We start from the raw sequence: 17330 nt of genomic DNA on the forward strand, positions 1-17330 counted from the left end.
TATTCGGACGTTTTTTTGTCTACTAAAAATTATACTTATCAATATTATCTTTCGTAAATACAACTCGGTCTGGTAATACGATAATTCCGTTCCCTTCTGCCTCATAGTCATATCCTTGAATGGAGTTTGGCTCTACTTTCACTATTCCAATTCCTTTTACTTCAAAGCTATCCCCTACTATTAACTTCTTCCCTTTTACAACAATTTCATTTGCTACATAAGTTGCCAACGCACCTTGCTGTTTGACATCCCATAATCCGAATTGTTGTACTGTTCCTCGTTTTACATAATCACGCATAACGTTCGGTGTAGAAAATCCAGTTACCACTACTTTTTTATCCATTTTTAAGTTTTCAGCTGCTTGCGCCATGGCTGGGAGTGCTGTTGCATCTGGACAAATAACTGCGTTAATATCTGGATACGTTTTTAATATGTTCTCCCCTACGGATAAAGATTTTTGTGCATTATTTTCACCGTACTGCGTCGTTACAATTTCCCAGTTCGGATATTTCTTTTTAATAATTTCTTTCGCTTTCGTTACCCATTGGTTTTGATCCGTTACTGTTGGACTAGAATAAAAGAACGCTACTTTCCCTTTATCTCCAATTTGCTTGGAAGTCATTTCAATTAATAAGTTAGCAAGTTGGTCTGGTGTCCCTTGACTTATATAAAAAGAACGGTCTTTGGGATTCACATCAGAATCCCACGTTAAGACAGTCATTCCTTTTTTCTTAGCACGTTGCAATGATTGCGATAAACCATCAACTGATGTAGAGGAAACCATAAGTGCATCATAATTTTGGTTAATAAAATTATTTATATACTTTACTTGCCCTGATACACTCGCTTCAGACGGCCCATCATATTTCACTTGTACGCCTAGCTTATCTCCCATCTCCTTTGCTCCTTCACCGCCCGATGTAAAGAAGCCAACTCCAGTTAATTTCGGGATAAATGCAAATTTCACATCATCCGCTTTTTTCTTATCTGCCGTTTGACTGGAACAAGCGATTAAACCTATTAAACAAATACATACAATCAATACAATCCCCAGTTTTCTCTTCATGACATTTCCCCCTTATGCCAACTCTGTCTTTTCCCCGCTAAAAATTGATGTAATTTGAAATGTCTCATAATAACTGAAAGAATAAGGATAATACCTATTACGACATTTGATTGTTCATTTGTTAAGCCTGTCATTTGTAGGCCATATTGCATAAGGCCTATAAAAATACTTGCAAGTACAGTACCGAAAATACTTCCTTTTCCACCTGTAATAAGTGTCCCGCCTAATACGACTGCTGTAATGATTGGTAATATTGTTTCACTTCCTATATCAGCACGTGCAGAACCGAAATATGCAGTTAAGAAAACTCCCCCTAATCCACCTCCTAACCCAGAAAGTATGTAAGCAATGATTACTACTTTCTTCGTCTTAATCCCGGTGTATTTTGCTGTATTTTCATTCGCACCTGTTAATTTTACGTAGCGTCCATATATCGTTCGGTGAAACAAAATTGTGTATACAATTGTTAATGAAATAAGTAACCATAATAAATTGGGTATTCCTATAAAACTACCATTTGCTAGTTGTACATAAGTATCAGGTAAACCGCTTATCCCTTCATATCCAGAAGCACCCGCCCCTCCTGAAATGACAAGCGCAATTCCTCCGTATAAAAACATCGTTCCGAGTGTAACGACTAGTGGTTCTACATCTGTCATTTTTATAATGAGTCCATTTAAAGCTCCTGCTAAACAACTAATTATTAGGGCGATTATGACAGCAAACAAAATAGGTATTCCGTTCATCCAAAGTACACCAATCAAGATCGAAGTGAGCCCCATTATTGATCCGACCGATACATCAATTCCTCCTGTTACAATAACGAAAGTCATTGGTATCGCCGCAATTGCGATAAATAGGAAATCATTTGTACTAAAAAGGAGATTACTAATATTTAAGAAATCACTATTTATAAAACTAAAAAGGATGAATTCTATAAGAAGTAATACAATTAGAACCCCTTCCCATCTATATAAATACTTCATAGATTCATCCTCCTTTTTGCCTTCCACTTTCTCATAACACTATCTAATATGATGATGAGTAATAATAAAAAGCCTGAAATGGCATTATTCCAAAATGCTGGTATTTTTAAAAAGACGAGTGAGCTGCTTATCACTTCTAGAAACAATGCTCCTAATGCGGCTCCAAATATAGAACCTGTTCCTCCTTTTAAATGAATTCCTCCTAGTACAGCGGCTGCGATTACTTGTAATTCTAATCCTGTACCTGTTTGATTTGGGACGAACCCGATATTCATAACAAATATGCAACCAGCGAGCGCAGCGCTTATGCCTGAAATCATAAACGCATATATCTTCACTTTATTAACAGGTATACCAATAAGCCTCGCGCCATCTTCATTATCACCTACCGCATAAAAGTATCTTCCCAATGGCACTTTTCTTAAAAAGAAGTATAGTAGTAGTAAAATAATAAAAACGAACCATACAGTTATAGGTAAACCAAGAATGATGATAGATGACAGCTGCTTAAAATCGTTTGGAATATCTTCAATCCACTTCCCGCCTGTGAAGATTAACATTGCACCTCTAACAATTCCTAGCATCCCTAATGTCATAATAATGGCTGGTACCCGAAACTTTGCAACGCCAATCCCGTTTATGAAACCGATAATAGCACCAAGCATTATCGCAGCAAGAATTGACATGAATGCATTATACCCGTTCGTTAACAACATCCCGCAAACTGCCGCGCTTAATCCCATAATTGAGCCAACTGATACGTCTATATTTTTCGTAAATAAAACGAACGATTGGCCAATTGCTAGAACGACTAAAATAACGCTTGATTTCATCAGTAAAGATAACGAGTTAAATTGAATAAAACTAGGGTTTATCATTCCTACAATAGCTATATAAATTAGTAGTAACAGTATGATAGACGTTTCATGCATTTTTAACATATGTTTCATTCCGCTACACCTCCGTATGCAAGGCGTGTAACTTCATTCACACTCAGTTGTTCTTTTTCCATATGAGAAACAAATCGCCCATTTCTCATTACATATACACGGTTTACTAATTGGACAATTTCTTCAACATCTGAAGAGATTAATAAAATTGCGAGTCCATCCCTTTTCATTTTTTTTATCGTCTCATACACTTCAAGCCTTGCTTTCGCATCAATTCCGCGAGTCGGCTCATCAAGAATAATAATTTTAGGATTACATGCAAGATACTTCGCAAGCACGACCTTCTGCTGATTACCTCCTGATAAAGATGCCAGTTCTTTATTCATATTCTGTACAACAATTCGGAACTGTTCTATAAACGAATTAACTAAAGCGCTTTCTTTTTCTTGATTTATAAAAAAGCGATTATTTTGATATAAACTTGCTGCTGCAATATTTTCTTTAACAGAAGCAATTGAGAAAATTCCATTTCTCGCCCTATCTTCCGGCACATAAACGAGCCCTTCACTTAGTCTTTTATGCAAAGAACATGTATCAATTGATTTTCCTTCTAATAAAATAGAACCTGATTTTATAGCTTTCAATCCGAATATCGCTTCCGCTAATTCCGTTCTGCCAGATCCTATAATGCCAGCAACACCTACAACCTCACCCGCATGTACAGTGAATGATATATTTTCGAATGCGTGACCATTTATATCAACCACTTCTAATATTTTTTTCGTCTTTGCTGTCTCTTGAACTACTTCTATTTTCTCTTTCTGTTTATATCCTTTTGGCAATAGTCCCTCCATCAGCATGTCATATGTATAGTCACATACATCACCTTGGCTTACAACCATTCCATCACGTAGTATTGCTACTTTGTTGGCAATTTCAAAGATTTCTGGAAAACGATGCGTAATATAAATCATCCCAATTCCTTTTTCTTGTAAACTTTTCATCAACACAAAAAGACTCTTAATTTCGTGTGTTGTTAATGTCGATGTTGGCTCATCTAGAATAAGAATCTCAGCTTCTCTTATTAATCCTCTAACGATTTCTACTAACTGTTGTTGCGCAATCGATAATGTTCCTCCTAGTTTATTAAGGTCAATATCCCATCCTAAGCTGCTAATCAATTGCTGAATCTGTACTTTTAGTTTCTTTTTCTTTTCTTTTAACCCGATACATATATTTTCTTCAATGGTCATATGCGGAAAAATGAGCGGTTCTTGTGGTATTAAATAAATCCCTTCTTGGTGTGCTTCTTTTGGATTTACAAACTGCTGTCTCTTTCCTTTCACATACATTTCTCCACTATCATACGAATATAACCCCGTTAATATTTTCATTAATGTCGATTTCCCGGCGCCATTGCCACCAACTAAAGCGTATATATCACCATGCTCTACTTGTAAGTTCACTTCCTTTAGCACAAGTTGATTCGAAAACGCCTTACTCATTTTCTTCACTTGTAATAAGGGCACATTCTCCACATGATGTCACCTGCCTCTATCCAGAACATTTTTTGAGAAAATGATTATTTGTTCTACTTGTTTTGTAGCATTGTATATTCCTTTTTTCATATCTAGAACACTTTTTTCAATGTGCTATTAATCGTTTCAACTGGAATAAACAAAATATATGCTACATATGTTTAAGCATTGGTCAATTGTTGAAAGGGATGAAGAGTATGTCACAGCTGAACTTTGAAGAAAATTTATTAACTAAAGTAGCCTGGTACTATTATAAAGATCAATTAACACAACAAGAGATTGCTTCACTTCTTCATATTTCAAGAAATAAAGTCGTCCGGTTATTAGATAAGGCACGCAGTGAAGGTATCGTTACATTTCACGTAAAAGGAACCGGTTTGCATTGCTTGAGCATTGAACGTGACTTAATGAAAAAGTTCCACTTGAAAGATGCCTTTATTATCCCTACTCCAATAGACAATTATGCTACTTCTCTCGGAAAAGCCGCTGCACAATATTTAGAGACTCATCTCCAACAAGGTGATTTACTCGGCATCGGCTGGGGTGAAACAATAAGTAAAATGCTAGAAAACATTCATTTTGAAAGTTCTATTAATCTTTCATTCGTAACGCTAACAGGCGGAGTAAACCACTATCTTCCAAGAAAACAAAACTATTTACACTACATGCAAGGTGATCTTCATATTATTCCTACTCCTTTTCTAGCATCTTCTACTGAAATGGCACAAAGTATTTTATCAGAACCAAGTGTGAAAGATATGCTTCATGTCGCTTCACTTGCACATACGGCAGTTGTCGGTATTGGCGGGTTATCTCAAGACGCTACGATTGTAAAAAAAGAAAAATTAACGCTACGTGAAATGACATATATTCGAAGTCAAAACGGGGCGGGCGATATTTTAGGACAGTTTTATAATACGAATGGTGATTTATTAGAGCTCTCGCATCATAATCGTCTAATTGGCACACCACTTACGATTCTTCGCAGCATGAAGCATGTCATTGGTGTGGCTGGAGGTACTCAAAAGATAGATGCCATTTATGGGGCTTTAAAAGGGAAATTTATTCATACATTAATTACTGATGAAGAAACTGCGCTCTCCTTATTAAGAAAGGAAGGTGATTCTTAATGTCTACTTTATTAGCTTTCGATGCTGGTACAGGAAGCATTCGAGCTGTTCTCTTTGATTTACATGGCAATCAAATTGCAGTAAGCCAAAAAGAATGGGTTCATAAAACTGATCCTCGTTACCCCGGTTCTATGAATTTTGATGAAAAAGAAAACTGGCAACTTGTACAACAGTGTACGAAAGAAGTTCTGCAAAAAAGTAATATACTTCCCTCTTCTATTCAAGCTATTAGCGCTACAAGTATGCGGGAAGGTTTTGTTTTATATGATAAAAATGGGCAAGAAATATGGGCATGTGCAAATGTTGATGGCCGTGCATCCGCTGAAGTTAGTGAGCTAAAAGAAATCCGCTCACATCTTGAAGAAGATTTATACAGAAAATCTGGGCAAACTTTTTCATTGGGTGCTTTACCACGTCTACTTTGGATTAAAAAACATGAACCAGACATCTACAACAATATTCAATCCTTTTCGATGTTAAATGATTGGATTTTGTATAAATTAAGCGGCGTACTGCAAATCGATCCTTCCAACGGTTGTACGTCCGGAATCTTTGATTTACAAAATAGAAATTGGGATAACGAAGTCGCTAAAGAATGTGGTATAACGTTGCCATTTTCACCAAAAGTAAATGAAGCTGGCACTGTAATTGGTAATGTTACAAAAGAGTGTGCAGCACTAACTGGTTTACTTGAAGGGATTCCTGTCGTCGCTGGTGGCGGTGATGCTCAAATGGCAGCACTCGGGACTGGAGTCGTAAAGCCAAATCAAACTTTAATATGCGGCGGCAGCTTTTGGCAACAGGAAGTGAATATTACAGAGTCAACAACGGATCCAAATGCTGCAATTCGAGTAAATTGTCACGTCGTTCCGAACCTTTGGCAATATGAAACGATTGCCTTTTTCCCTGGCCTCGTTATGCGTTGGTTTCGAGACGCTTTTTGCCAAGAAGAAAAAAAGTTCGCTGAAAAACTCGGTGTAGACGCTTATGAATTATTAGAAGAACAAGCGAAAGACGTACCTGTCGGTTCATATGGTATTATCCCTACTTTTTCAAACATTATGAACTACATTTCTTGGCGTCATGCCGCACCTTCATTCTTAAATTTAAGTTTAGACGCTGACAAATGCGGAAAAAAGGAAATGTTCCGTGCTATTGAAGAAAATGCGGCCTTCGTTACACTTGGAAACTTAAAACTAATTGAAAATCTTACTGGTACATTCCCTTCTGAAGTTGTTTTTGCTGGCGGTGCCGCTAAAGGGAAACTATGGCCACAAATTCTATCAGACGTACTCGGCATTCCTGTAAAAGTACCAGTTGTGAAAGAAGCGGCTGCTTTAGGAACTGCAATTGCTGCTGGAGTTGGCGCTGGCATATATTCATCTATGGAAGAGACTGCCGAACAATTTGTACAGTGGGAAAATACATTTGAACCAGTCACTGAAAATCACGAGCTATACAAAGAATTCTATGAAACATGGAAAACCGTGTATAGCAGTCAGCTCGCTTTAGCTGATAAAGGACTTACAACACATATGTGGATTGCACCTGGTGCACTGTAACACATTACATAAAGGAGTGAACTGTATGTTAAAAGCGAATGAAAATGACTTCTCCTATCGCTTCGGTGATAACGGGCCGAAATATTTAATACAAGGTCCAAATATTGATCTTGGCCTTGTTGTCATTCAGCCTGGGCAAGAATTTCAAAATCATTACCATACAACGTGTGAAGAAGTTTTTTATGCGTTAGAAGGTGAAATAGACTTCTATGTAAATAACGAAAGAGTTCCGATTAAACAAGGTGATGTCCTGCAAGTTCGCCCTCATGAATCTCACTATCTGATTAACCATTCTGACAAACCTTTTAAAGCTGTTTTTATAAAGTCACCACATTTACCAAATAAAGATACGGTACAAACGGAAAATCCAACATTAACGAAGGAGTGATTTTGAATGACTTGGGGATTTAAAAATCGATTAAATACAATTTTACCTGATGGTAGAGCGGTTATGTTAGCAATAGATCACGGCTACTTTTTAGGGCCAATTCACGGGCTAGAACAACCACTTGAAACAGTTAAAAACTTACTTCCTTATACAGACTCCCTCTTTTTAACACGCGGTGTACTTAGCTCCTGTATTCCTGAAAACTGCAGCACACCGATGGTTATGCGTGTATCCGGTGGCGCTACTGTCGTCGGTAAAGATTTAGCGAATGAAACAATTGTTACACCTGTGAAGGAAGCAGTGAAGCAAAACGCAATTGGCGTTGGCGTTTCTGTTTTTGTCGGATCAGACTATGAAACACAAACTGTTACAAATCTCGCAAATGTAGTTTCTGAAGCTCATGATTACGGCCTACCAGTACTCGGCATTACCGCAGTCGCAAAGGAATTACAAAAACGTGAAGCTCGCTTTCTAGCACTTGCTTCCCGCGTATGTGTTGAAATGGGTGCTGATATTATTAAAACGTATTACTGCGAAGGATTCGAAAAAATAACGAGCACATGCCCTGCCCCAGTCGTCATCGCGGGTGGCCCAAAACTAGATTCAATTGAAGACGCATTAAACATTACGTACAATGCATTGCAAGAAGGCGCTATCGGAGTAGACATGGGCCGAAACATATGGCAATCCGAGCACCCAGCTGCGATGATTCAAGCAATACATGGTATTGTGAAAAATGGATTGAATGTGAAAGAGGCACTTGAACTTTATGATGATGTGAAGAATTAATGTGAAAAGACAGACTATTTATTAGTCTGTCTTTTTTGTTAAAATAAAGTAAAGGAGGAATGATTATGCAAAGAATGACTTTCGAACGTCCTACCGATCATTACGATGAACGCTTATACTCTATTGATGAAAAAATTTGCGCCCTATTAAAAGAACGAAAAGAACTTTCAGGTGATGACCCAGGTTTTCCACATGATGAAGCGATTTATAAATGGGCTAAGCAATACGAATTCTATCCAGACTATCTAAACTCATTATTCTCTTCCATGATGGATGAAGAAGAATTTAAACCTCGCGTTGAACCAACTGGCTTCAAAAAACATGTACCTGTTTTTAAAACTTATGAACATAATGGCGTCATGTATACTGTAACTTTTATTCAGCAATATGCAAATGCTAGTGTAGTTTATTTATATAGCGATTGGGATTCCACGGATGAAGATTTTATTGAAAATAAGCCTCATAGTTTCTTCCAATTATCAATAGATGATACATACGATTGCTGGTCAGAAGGTGGTGGCGGCACCGATGGACATATGAATCATCAATTCGTTATATCTCCTGTCCTTCCTGATAATTTGTCTGGAATAAGCTTACGATTTAAAGAACTCAGTATGCCGTTTAGGAAAGATCAAGCTGTGCTTGAATTTGAAATTCAGATAGACAAATAAAGTGAGACTTTAATCAATCCACAAATAGTAAGATAAATAAGGTAATAAAATAAACAAGCCCCTTTCCAAACTGGATAAGGGGCTAAATATACACCTTCAAATGATTACTCTTGGTGATTACTATTAAGCTTCGAAACTTTCTTACCTTCTCTATAATCAAGACAAGACACTTCAATTAATAAGCCATTAAATACTGTAAAATAAAAACCATAACTACTACCTCGCATCGAATAAGGTTCCTTATCTATTTCAATGCCGCCTGCTACTAAACGATTATACGCTTGATCAACTTCATTTGAAGTATCCACTAAAAAACCAATATGAAAAGCTTCCGGATACGTAACTTCCTTATTCCCTTTAAATGCTTTTGGATCACTTAGCACAAGTATAAATCCACTCTCATCACTCATAACTACAAGTGCTTTCCCTTTTTGTTCCAAAAATTGAAAATCAAAAAATGTTTCAAAGAAATGTCTCGCTTCTGATAAGTCATCAACACATAAATTTAAATGATTCAGCTTCATGTACTCATCTCCTTTTAAACAGAAGGTATATAGACTCATTTTCATAACACTTAAATATGTAAGGCAAGATATTCAAGCGTTCCATCTAAGACTATGCTTTATAAGTCTAATACTTTTCTCCATAGCCTAGAACGTTTTTTATGACTGCAATTATATAAACCGTTCGACGTGAAATATTAATGTACCTATATAAAATAGTCTCATTATTTATTTTCCAGATTGTGTAGAACCCACTCAACCAAGAAAATTGCTGAAGGGATGCGCTCTGTTGTATCACCTAAAAATAGCTTATTAAGTAACTCATCTAAATAAATTGGCTTATTCGGCAACGTTTGAATATACCTTAAAGCAGATCCCGCTGGCGGTACTGGCTTATTATTAATAGCCCATATCCCTTCTAACAATGTCCAAGTTGACGTATGAACTAAGTATGAAGCTTTTAACTCATCATTTGCTTTTAAAGCAGATTGAATTTTAATAAGCGAACTATGCAACCAATGAGAAATGCCCTTCATTTTGTCACTTGAAACACGATAGTTTTCAAATTCATATGTAGCTATTTCCTTTAACTTTTTTAACTCACCGCTTTTATCAAACAAAATTTTCCCTTCTAGAAATGAGTATAGTTCCATCGGATTGTTTTTAAAGTTTACTTGAATTTGATTAAAATCTGCACCCTTATATTCAACTAAAATATCTTCTCTCATTTCAGAATGAAATTTCTTCTTTTGTCCGTCTTCTAAAAGAATATAGAAGTCTAAATCAGATTCAGGATATGCATCGCCTCTTGCAACAGATCCAATTAGCATGAATCCATTTACCTTTTCCATAGATAAGACTTCCGCTACTATTGTTTGCACTAATTTTTTATGTTGTTCATATGTAATGAATGCAAGTTTTTCTATCATTCCCATCCCCCCAGTAATAAAAAAGAGGATACATGATTGCTTCTACAACATGTATCCTCTGCTTGTATATTACGACTGTTGATAAGCCGCTTTCGATGATTTTACATAATAAACTGCATGATCCACATTAATAATATGATCTGGTTTTGGTTTACCACGGCCTGCTCTATGTCCAGCTAAATGTTCTTCACTTGTTTCCCAGTTTTTCCATGCTTCTTCAGATTCCCAGCGAATCATTACGACAACTTCTTCGTCGCCGCGTCTTACTTTTTTCACAAGAACACTTAAATCGATGAAGCCTTCAAATTTTTCAATAATACCTTCTCCAGTGAAACGTTCTACAACTATATTTGATGTACCTTCTTTTACTGTAAATGTTTTCGTTTCGATAAACATATATCCCACTCCCTCTTTGTTATACGAATACTAGTATTCTTCTATTATAATTGATTATGATAATTATTTTCAATTGTAAAGTTTTAATTTTTTGAATTATGCTGATTTCTTTTCTATCGCCTCATCTAAAAATTTGAAATATGGAAGTAACATCCCTATTAAAGATGTAACACATATAATTGCACCGATGATTACATATAGCGCTCTTACTCCCCACATTTCACTCAATATTCCCCCTACTAACACACCTAATGGCATAGCGGATCGTATAAAAAATAAACGCACTGAAAATACTTGTCCTATCATATTATTTGGGACGGTTTGTTGGCATATTGTCGTGTTATGAACATTGAAAAATGCAATACAAATCCCTGCTATTACTTCAATTATTATTGCAATGATAATACTATGATTGAATCCTAATGAAATGTATGTGAGTCCCCCTATAAACAATCCTCCGATCATAAGTATACGCCGGCTTTTATATGTTACTTTTCCGACTAGTATAGATCCAACTACATAGCCAAGTGGGAATCCGGCCATAAAATAACCATATTCCGCATATCCCGCTGATAGCTCGTCTTTTATATAAGGAAGATTTGTGACCATCGTTACCCCAACTCCAAATTGCACGAAAGTAAGAAATATACCGAGCCAAACGATGATTGGTTTTGTGAAAAAATATGTAAAACCGTGAAGAAATTGTTCTAGCCACGTTTTCCGAATAGGTTGCGACGTTCTATTTTCTTTTATATAAAATAAGAAAGCACCACTAACAAATAGACAAATACATACGAAAGATAATGTAAGTTCTGTTCCAATCAAATGAATGACTACTCCGCCTAATACTGGCGCAAGAAACATCATAAGGCGAGTCATTCCATCAATGTACGCATTTGCATCTTGAAGTTGTTCTTTCCCTACAATGCTCGGTGTAATTGCTTGACTTGCAGGTGTATAAAGTGGTGTAATAAGTCCCACTACAATTTGAACAACATAAATGTGCCAAACTTCTATACTACCTGTAACTAGCATCACCAAAGGTAATAAAAATACAGACGCTCGTATCCATTGTGAAAATATCATAATCCACTTCCGGCTCCATTTATCAATAAATGGGCCACTTATTAATTGCAATATGAGTGATGGGATGAAATATAATAGCCACATACTACTTAAAGCCATTTCCGATCCTGTTAATTCATATACTAGAATTGAATTACATAACGTTCCGAAAGCCCCTCCTAATTCTGAGATTGCACTACCAATCCACATAAAAAAGAAAGAACGATTTTTCAATACACTCTTCACTATAGCTCACCAACTTTTCTCTTAAATTCCTCCCTTTATGTACATTCTTGTTGCATATTATCTATTCAAAAACGCTTCTAATTCTTTTGCTAACGACTGTACTGCTTTCTTCCTTAATACATATTTTCCGTCATGTATATCAACTAACTTCGCTGCACGTAACAATTTCAAATGATGGTGTACTGTCGATTTACCAAGCTGCAATCTTTCCGTTATTTCCTGTAAAGTACGTTCTTTTTCAAACAACATTTTTACAATTCGCAATCTCGCTTCATCCCCAAGAGCCTTATGTTTTTGAACTAAAAAATAATTCGGTTCATACGAATCTTCAGGATGAATGCTTTCATTCGCAACTGGATAATGAAATACTTTCGTATCTTCAATATCTGCTTCAATATTCCACGGTCTGTACGTCATTTGCGGAATAAGAAGTACGTGATGAACACTTGGCTCTGGCATATAGTTCACTCCGCCAGTTGCCCACTCGACAAACTCTTCCGGTTTCATCTTTTTATTCATTTCATTTTTTGCTTCATAATCTCGTTTTAATATAGAAAGTATTTCTTCTTCCTCATTCTTAATTATGCTCTCATACCAACCTTTCATTACAGTGATTATATGAGATTTCAGCACTTGTACATCTACATCACATATAAAGCTAATATAAGTAGAAAAAAACGGATGATCCTGCGTTAACTCCTTTAGTTCATGTATTGCAGTTACATCTCTACTTGCGGCTAAACGTCTTTTCTCTTCATACTTCTCCCCTAAAAACGGTAAACATATAAATTTCAAATCTTCTTCTGAAAGTAAATCAATTTTAAAATTAAACTGCGATAAATCTTGAAAATCCTCTTCATACAATAACTGAAGCAATGCTTTCCACGTATTATGTTCTTCTACAAACTGTAAGTGTTCTTCCATCTCATCTGTTAATGATTGTCTAATTCCTTTCCATTCACTTTCAGTCTTTTCAAGAGTATCAATTAACCTTTTATGAGTAATTGCTGCAATGCCAAGTGCACATTCGAAAAGTATCGAATATTTCACCTGAACGTTGTATGTTTCCCTCTTTTTACTCTTTATGTGATAGACCTCCATTTTTATCCCCTCCTTGTTTGCTATGTATTAAATTCTATTTTTATCGAATTTTACCTTCTATTCTTTTAGAATTTACAAAAATATAAATTAAACCACATTCATTCTAAATTAAGAAGAATAAGAGCTTTTTTATATACAAATAATAAAGCTCAAGGAGTGGTTGACATGCATTTCATATTAAATATGTTAGGGATTTTCGTTGTCATATTAATCGTTTTCTTATGTTCGCCTAATAAAAAACATATAAAATGGAGACCAATTGTAATCCTCATCATATTGGAGCTTTTTATTACGTGGTTTATGTTGGGCACAAAGCTAGGCAGTATTATCATTAATAAAATTGCGTCATTTTTCAGTTGGCTACTGGCATGTGCGAATGAAGGAATTCGATTTGCATTTCCTTCCGCTATGGACAGTCCACACATTGATTTCTTCTTTAGCGCGTTACTTCCTATCATTTTTGTTATCACGTTCTTTGATATTCTTTCTTATTTTGGAATCTTAACTTGGATTATTGATAAAGTAGGTGCAGTTATTTCAAAGATTTCTCGTTTACCAAAGTTAGAAAGTTTCTTTTCGATTCAAATGATGTTTTTAGGAAACACCGAAGCACTTGCGGTTGTTCGTGATCAATTATCTGTTTTAAAAGAAAATCGATTATTAACTTTTGGAATTATGAGTATGAGTAGCGTTAGCGGATCCATTCTTGGTGCTTATTTATCAATGGTTCCAGCAACATATATTTTCAGCGCAATCCCATTAAACTGTATTAACGCATTAATTTTAGCCAATGTATTAAATCCTGTGGAAGTTTCGAAAGAAGAAGACGTTGTTTACACACCTTCAAAACATGAAAAAAAGGATTTCTTTTCTACTATTTCAAACAGTATGTTAGTTGGGATGAATATGGTTATCGTTATTTTAGCTATGGTAATTGGTTATGTAGCTTTAACAGCATGTTTAAATGGGATTTTAGGATTTTTTGTAACGGGGTTAACAATTCAAAAAATCTTCTCCATTATCTTTAGTCCTTTTGCATTTTTACTCGGTTTATCAGGCAGTGATGCTATGTATGTAGCTGAATTAATGGGGATCAAAATAACGACGAATGAATTTGTTGCAATGATGGATTTAAAATCAAACTTAAAGTCGCTACAACCGCATACGGTTGCGGTTGCAACGACATTTCTAGCTTCTTTTGCTAACTTTAGTACAGTAGGTATGATTTACGGAACTTACAATTCATTATTTGGCGGAGAAAAATCATCAGTCATCGGTAAAAATGTTTGGAAGCTTCTTGTTAGCGGGATGGCTGTTTCTTTATTAAGTGCTATGCTCGTTGGGCTATTTGTATGGTAAATAATTTTTATAATAAAAGACACCCAAGCCAATTGAGTGTCTTTTATTATTATTTTCGAATTTGTCCATTTCCACGAATCACATATTTTGTAGAAGTTAATGCTGGAAGCCCCATTGGGCCTCTTACGTGTAACTTTTGTGTACTGATACCAATTTCCGCTCCGAATCCAAATTCGGATCCATCTGTAAAACGAGTCGATGCATTATGATAAAGTGCCGCGGCATCTACAGAAGTAAAAAACTTGCTGACGTTTTCCTCGTTTTCAGTAATAATTGCTTCAGAATGCATAGATCCATACGTATTTATATGATGAATCGCTTCTTCAACAGTGGAAACCACTTTCACTGCTAGTGTAAGAGATAAAAATTCTGTCCCCCAGTCTTCTTCTGAAGCAAGTACAATTGAAGAATCCATTGCAAATGCTTTTTGATCACCACGTAGCTCCACACCTCTACCCTTCAAAGAAGAAAACAACTCGCTACCATATTTCTCTGCCCACTTCTCATGAAGAACAATCGTTTCAATCGCATTACATACAGATGGACGCTGCGTTTTTGCATTTATAATAATATCCAATGCCATTTGTTTATCCGCTGTTTCATCAATGAAAATATGACAATTTCCCGCACCTGTTTCAAGTACTGGAACAGACGCTTCTCTCACAACAGTATCGATTAATTGTTTGCCACCTCTTGGAATAAGAACGTCTAGATAATCCTTCATTGTAAACAACTGCTTTGCGCTATCTCGCGTTGTATCTTCTATAAGCTGGACGCTTTCTTGAGGTAAGCTTGTTTGTTTGAGCGCCCTGTGAATAACGGCAACGATCGCTTTATTAGAATGAATAGCAGAAGAACTACCACGTAATATGACTGCGTTTCCTGTTTTCAAACAAATTGTAGCAGCATCCACTGTTACATTCGGTCTTGCCTCATAAATCATCCCAACAACACCAAGTGGTACGCGCATTTCCTGAATAGATAGTCCATTTGGCCTTTCCCATGCACTTACACATTCTCCTACAGGATCACGTAATTCAATTAGCTGCTTAATCCCTTCTGTCATATCAACAATACGCTGTTCATTCAGCATAAGGCGATCAATGAGAGAATCAGAAAACCCTTTTGCCTTACCTTCTTCTATATCCCGTTTGTTTTCCTCTAAAATATAAGCTGTTTCACTTATTAATTGATTTGCAATTGCAGCAAGTGCTTCGTTTTTTTGATTTGTAGATTTTAGTACAAGTTCCCTAACAACCTCTTTTGCTTTTATCCCCTTTGCCAACACTTCATTCATTTTTATTTCCTCCTTTTTAAAGTGAAACCCAATGATCCCTATGGATGACTTCATAACTATGTCTCTCGCCTCTTACTTGAATATCTTGGCTTTGCATACCTTTTACATCTCTTAGTTCCTCTGCACTATATGTGCATTGTCCTTTTCCTATTACGCGCCCTTGTTGCGTTACAACCTCTACAACTTCACCCACTTGGAAAAATCCTGATACATTCGTAACACCAGCTGGAAGTAAACTCTTACCATGCTGAATGATGGCAGTAGCTGCCCCAGCATCTACTTCAATTTGTCCGCTAACAAGCGAATGCAAGGCAATCCATTGCTTGTTCATCTTCATTTCTTTTTGAGGAGCATTACCGACATACGTTCCATCACCCTTACCCTTCAAAACATCTACAAACTTTTCCTGTCCACGTCCTGTTCCGATAAATACACTCACACCAAGAGAGAGTGCTGTCTTTGCAGCATCGATTTTTGATTTCATACCGCCAGTCCCAAGTTTTGAGCCAGCATCTCCTGCAAGAGAAGAAATTTCTTCCGTAACTTCAGGAAGAAAATAATATTTTTTTGCATCCGCATTTTTCTGAGGATTTTTGTCATATAACCCGTTCACATCTGTAAAGATCATAAGCATATCCGCCGAAACAAGCCCGCTTACTAAAGCTGACAGCATATCATTATCACCGAACGTCAGCTCCTCTAAAGAGATGGAATCATTTTCATTAATAATTGGAAGAGCGGAACGGTTTAATAATTCTCCTAACGTAGCGTAAGCATTACTATACTGTTCTTTTCTAGAAAAATCACTTCTCGTCAACAAAAGTTGCGCAGTAACGATGCCATATTTACGGAATTCCTCCGTGTACGCCTGCATTAACAAACTTTGTCCGACAGCTGCTGCAGCCTGTTTCCCTTTAATCGTTACAGGTCTGCTAGGATATCCTAGCGCTGAAAAACCTGCAGCGACAGCTCCAGATGTAATTAACACAACCTCGTGCCCATCTTCTTTCAACCGAGCCAATGCGGCAACGTGATCTGAAAGCTGTTCTGTAGAGATGCCTCCATGACTATCTGCCAAGGAACTACTTCCAATCTTTACAACAATTCGTTGTTTTTTCACTTTTTTATCCCCCAAGTCTAAAATCAAAGTTTTTATAATTTACACTTCATCCACTTTGCAACTATATCTATTCTCATCAATGCAGCACTGAAGTATTTAAGAGCAAAATAAAAATGACCGCTTCGCCCTTAATAAAATAAAAAGGACGAAACGGTCATTGTTCCGCGGTACCACCTTAATTGATATACATAGATATCCACTTGGTGCCTATAACGCAGGCGAACGCCTAAACTTTCATTTAAGACTCAGGGATAGGTTCGATACATTCTATACGAGGAATCTTTCAGCCGGTGA

17 protein-coding genes and 1 other annotated feature (1 of these 18 only partly in view) are annotated in these 17330 nt (G+C 36.5%); of the genes, 6 read left to right on the forward strand and 11 right to left on the reverse strand.

The features are described from left to right. Positions 1-22: 22 nt before the first annotated feature. From lsrB to ACTJJY_RS07870, 4 genes are read right to left on the reverse strand one after another with little or no spacing between them, the layout of a single operon-like run. Entirely contained in the window at positions 23-1066 is a 1044-nt protein-coding gene (gene lsrB / locus ACTJJY_RS07855) for an autoinducer 2 ABC transporter substrate-binding protein LsrB (protein ID WP_440605339.1), read from the reverse strand. Further along, complete coding sequence (locus ACTJJY_RS07860) at positions 1063-2052, reverse strand: ABC transporter permease (protein WP_000876510.1); 990 nt, start codon at positions 2050-2052, stop codon at positions 1063-1065. The genes lsrB and ACTJJY_RS07860 overlap by 4 nt, the downstream gene beginning before the upstream one ends. After that, a complete protein-coding gene (locus tag ACTJJY_RS07865; RefSeq protein ID WP_000682140.1) occupies positions 2049-3002 on the reverse strand; it encodes an ABC transporter permease subunit in 954 nt (317 codons plus the stop codon). The genes ACTJJY_RS07860 and ACTJJY_RS07865 overlap by 4 nt, the downstream gene beginning before the upstream one ends. Continuing rightward, on the reverse strand, positions 2999-4480 hold the full coding sequence (locus ACTJJY_RS07870) for a sugar ABC transporter ATP-binding protein (protein ID WP_142947091.1): 1482 nt from the start codon (positions 4478-4480) through the stop codon (positions 2999-3001). Before ACTJJY_RS07870 ends, ACTJJY_RS07865 begins: the two co-directional genes overlap by 4 nt. A 179-nt stretch (positions 4481-4659) precedes the next feature. Between ACTJJY_RS07870 and ACTJJY_RS07875 the strand changes: the two genes are divergently transcribed. The 5 genes from ACTJJY_RS07875 (at position 4660) to ACTJJY_RS07895 (ending at position 9020) form a co-directional block, all read left to right on the forward strand. Then, entirely contained in the window at positions 4660-5610 is a 951-nt protein-coding gene (locus ACTJJY_RS07875) for a sugar-binding transcriptional regulator (RefSeq protein ID WP_141241028.1), read from the forward strand. Continuing rightward, positions 5610-7172, forward strand: coding sequence for an autoinducer-2 kinase (gene lsrK / locus ACTJJY_RS07880; protein WP_000105700.1), 1563 nt, complete (start codon positions 5610-5612; stop codon positions 7170-7172). Before ACTJJY_RS07875 ends, lsrK begins: the two co-directional genes overlap by 1 nt. A 25-nt stretch (positions 7173-7197) precedes the next feature. Beyond that, positions 7198-7560: a cupin domain-containing protein gene (locus ACTJJY_RS07885; protein ID WP_000909986.1), complete on the forward strand. Its 363-nt coding sequence runs from the start codon at positions 7198-7200 to the stop codon at positions 7558-7560. 6 nt (positions 7561-7566) lie between these two features. Further along, on the forward strand, positions 7567-8349 hold the full coding sequence (gene lsrF / locus ACTJJY_RS07890; RefSeq protein WP_000219782.1) for a 3-hydroxy-5-phosphonooxypentane-2,4-dione thiolase: 783 nt from the start codon (positions 7567-7569) through the stop codon (positions 8347-8349). A gap of 65 nt (positions 8350-8414) precedes the next feature. After that, the gene (locus ACTJJY_RS07895) at positions 8415-9020 is read left to right on the forward strand and encodes a hypothetical protein (RefSeq protein ID WP_141241027.1); all 606 of its coding nucleotides are present in this window, start codon (positions 8415-8417) and stop codon (positions 9018-9020) included. Between the two features lie 104 nt (positions 9021-9124). Here ACTJJY_RS07895 and ACTJJY_RS07900 read toward each other — a convergent pair whose 3' ends face one another. The 5 genes from ACTJJY_RS07900 to ACTJJY_RS07920 all read right to left on the reverse strand — a co-directional run bounded on the left by ACTJJY_RS07900 (position 9125) and on the right by ACTJJY_RS07920 (position 13260). Further along, the gene (locus ACTJJY_RS07900; protein ID WP_000773084.1) at positions 9125-9544 is read right to left on the reverse strand and encodes a VOC family protein; all 420 of its coding nucleotides are present in this window, start codon (positions 9542-9544) and stop codon (positions 9125-9127) included. Between the two features lie 203 nt (positions 9545-9747). After that, complete coding sequence (locus ACTJJY_RS07905) at positions 9748-10452, reverse strand: nucleotidyltransferase family protein (RefSeq protein WP_095690655.1); 705 nt, start codon at positions 10450-10452, stop codon at positions 9748-9750. 69 nt (positions 10453-10521) lie between these two features. Beyond that, positions 10522-10848 carry a heme-degrading monooxygenase HmoA gene (hmoA, locus tag ACTJJY_RS07910; RefSeq protein WP_000469496.1) on the reverse strand — a complete coding sequence of 109 codons (327 nt, stop codon included), beginning with the start codon at positions 10846-10848 and terminating at the stop codon, positions 10522-10524. 96 nt (positions 10849-10944) lie between these two features. Next, positions 10945-12159 (reverse strand): MFS transporter, encoded by a 1215-nt coding sequence (locus ACTJJY_RS07915; protein WP_440605340.1) that lies wholly within the window; start codon positions 12157-12159, stop codon positions 10945-10947. Between the two features lie 57 nt (positions 12160-12216). After that, the gene (locus ACTJJY_RS07920; protein WP_095690654.1) at positions 12217-13260 is read right to left on the reverse strand and encodes an ArsR/SmtB family transcription factor; all 1044 of its coding nucleotides are present in this window, start codon (positions 13258-13260) and stop codon (positions 12217-12219) included. A gap of 165 nt (positions 13261-13425) precedes the next feature. Here ACTJJY_RS07920 and ACTJJY_RS07925 point away from each other — a divergent pair, with 165 nt between their 5' ends. Then, a complete protein-coding gene (locus ACTJJY_RS07925; protein ID WP_000545482.1) occupies positions 13426-14619 on the forward strand; it encodes a NupC/NupG family nucleoside CNT transporter in 1194 nt (397 codons plus the stop codon). A 49-nt stretch (positions 14620-14668) separates the two neighbouring features. Here ACTJJY_RS07925 and ACTJJY_RS07930 read toward each other — a convergent pair whose 3' ends face one another. Together ACTJJY_RS07930 and proB are read right to left on the reverse strand one after the other, a co-directional pair. Beyond that, positions 14669-15916 carry a glutamate-5-semialdehyde dehydrogenase gene (locus ACTJJY_RS07930; RefSeq protein ID WP_001006624.1) on the reverse strand — a complete coding sequence of 416 codons (1248 nt, stop codon included), beginning with the start codon at positions 15914-15916 and terminating at the stop codon, positions 14669-14671. A gap of 16 nt (positions 15917-15932) precedes the next feature. Further along, positions 15933-17036, reverse strand: a complete 1104-nt coding sequence (gene proB, locus ACTJJY_RS07935) for a glutamate 5-kinase (RefSeq protein ID WP_000744736.1) — start codon at positions 17034-17036, stop codon at positions 15933-15935. 138 nt (positions 17037-17174) lie between these two features. Further along, positions 17175-17330 (reverse strand) — a binding site (T-box leader) (it continues 55 nt past the right edge of the window).

The organism is Bacillus sp. 22475, from assembly GCF_052044835.1.
In the GTDB taxonomy this organism is placed as follows: Bacteria; Bacillota; Bacilli; order Bacillales; family Bacillaceae_G; genus Bacillus_A; species Bacillus_A cereus.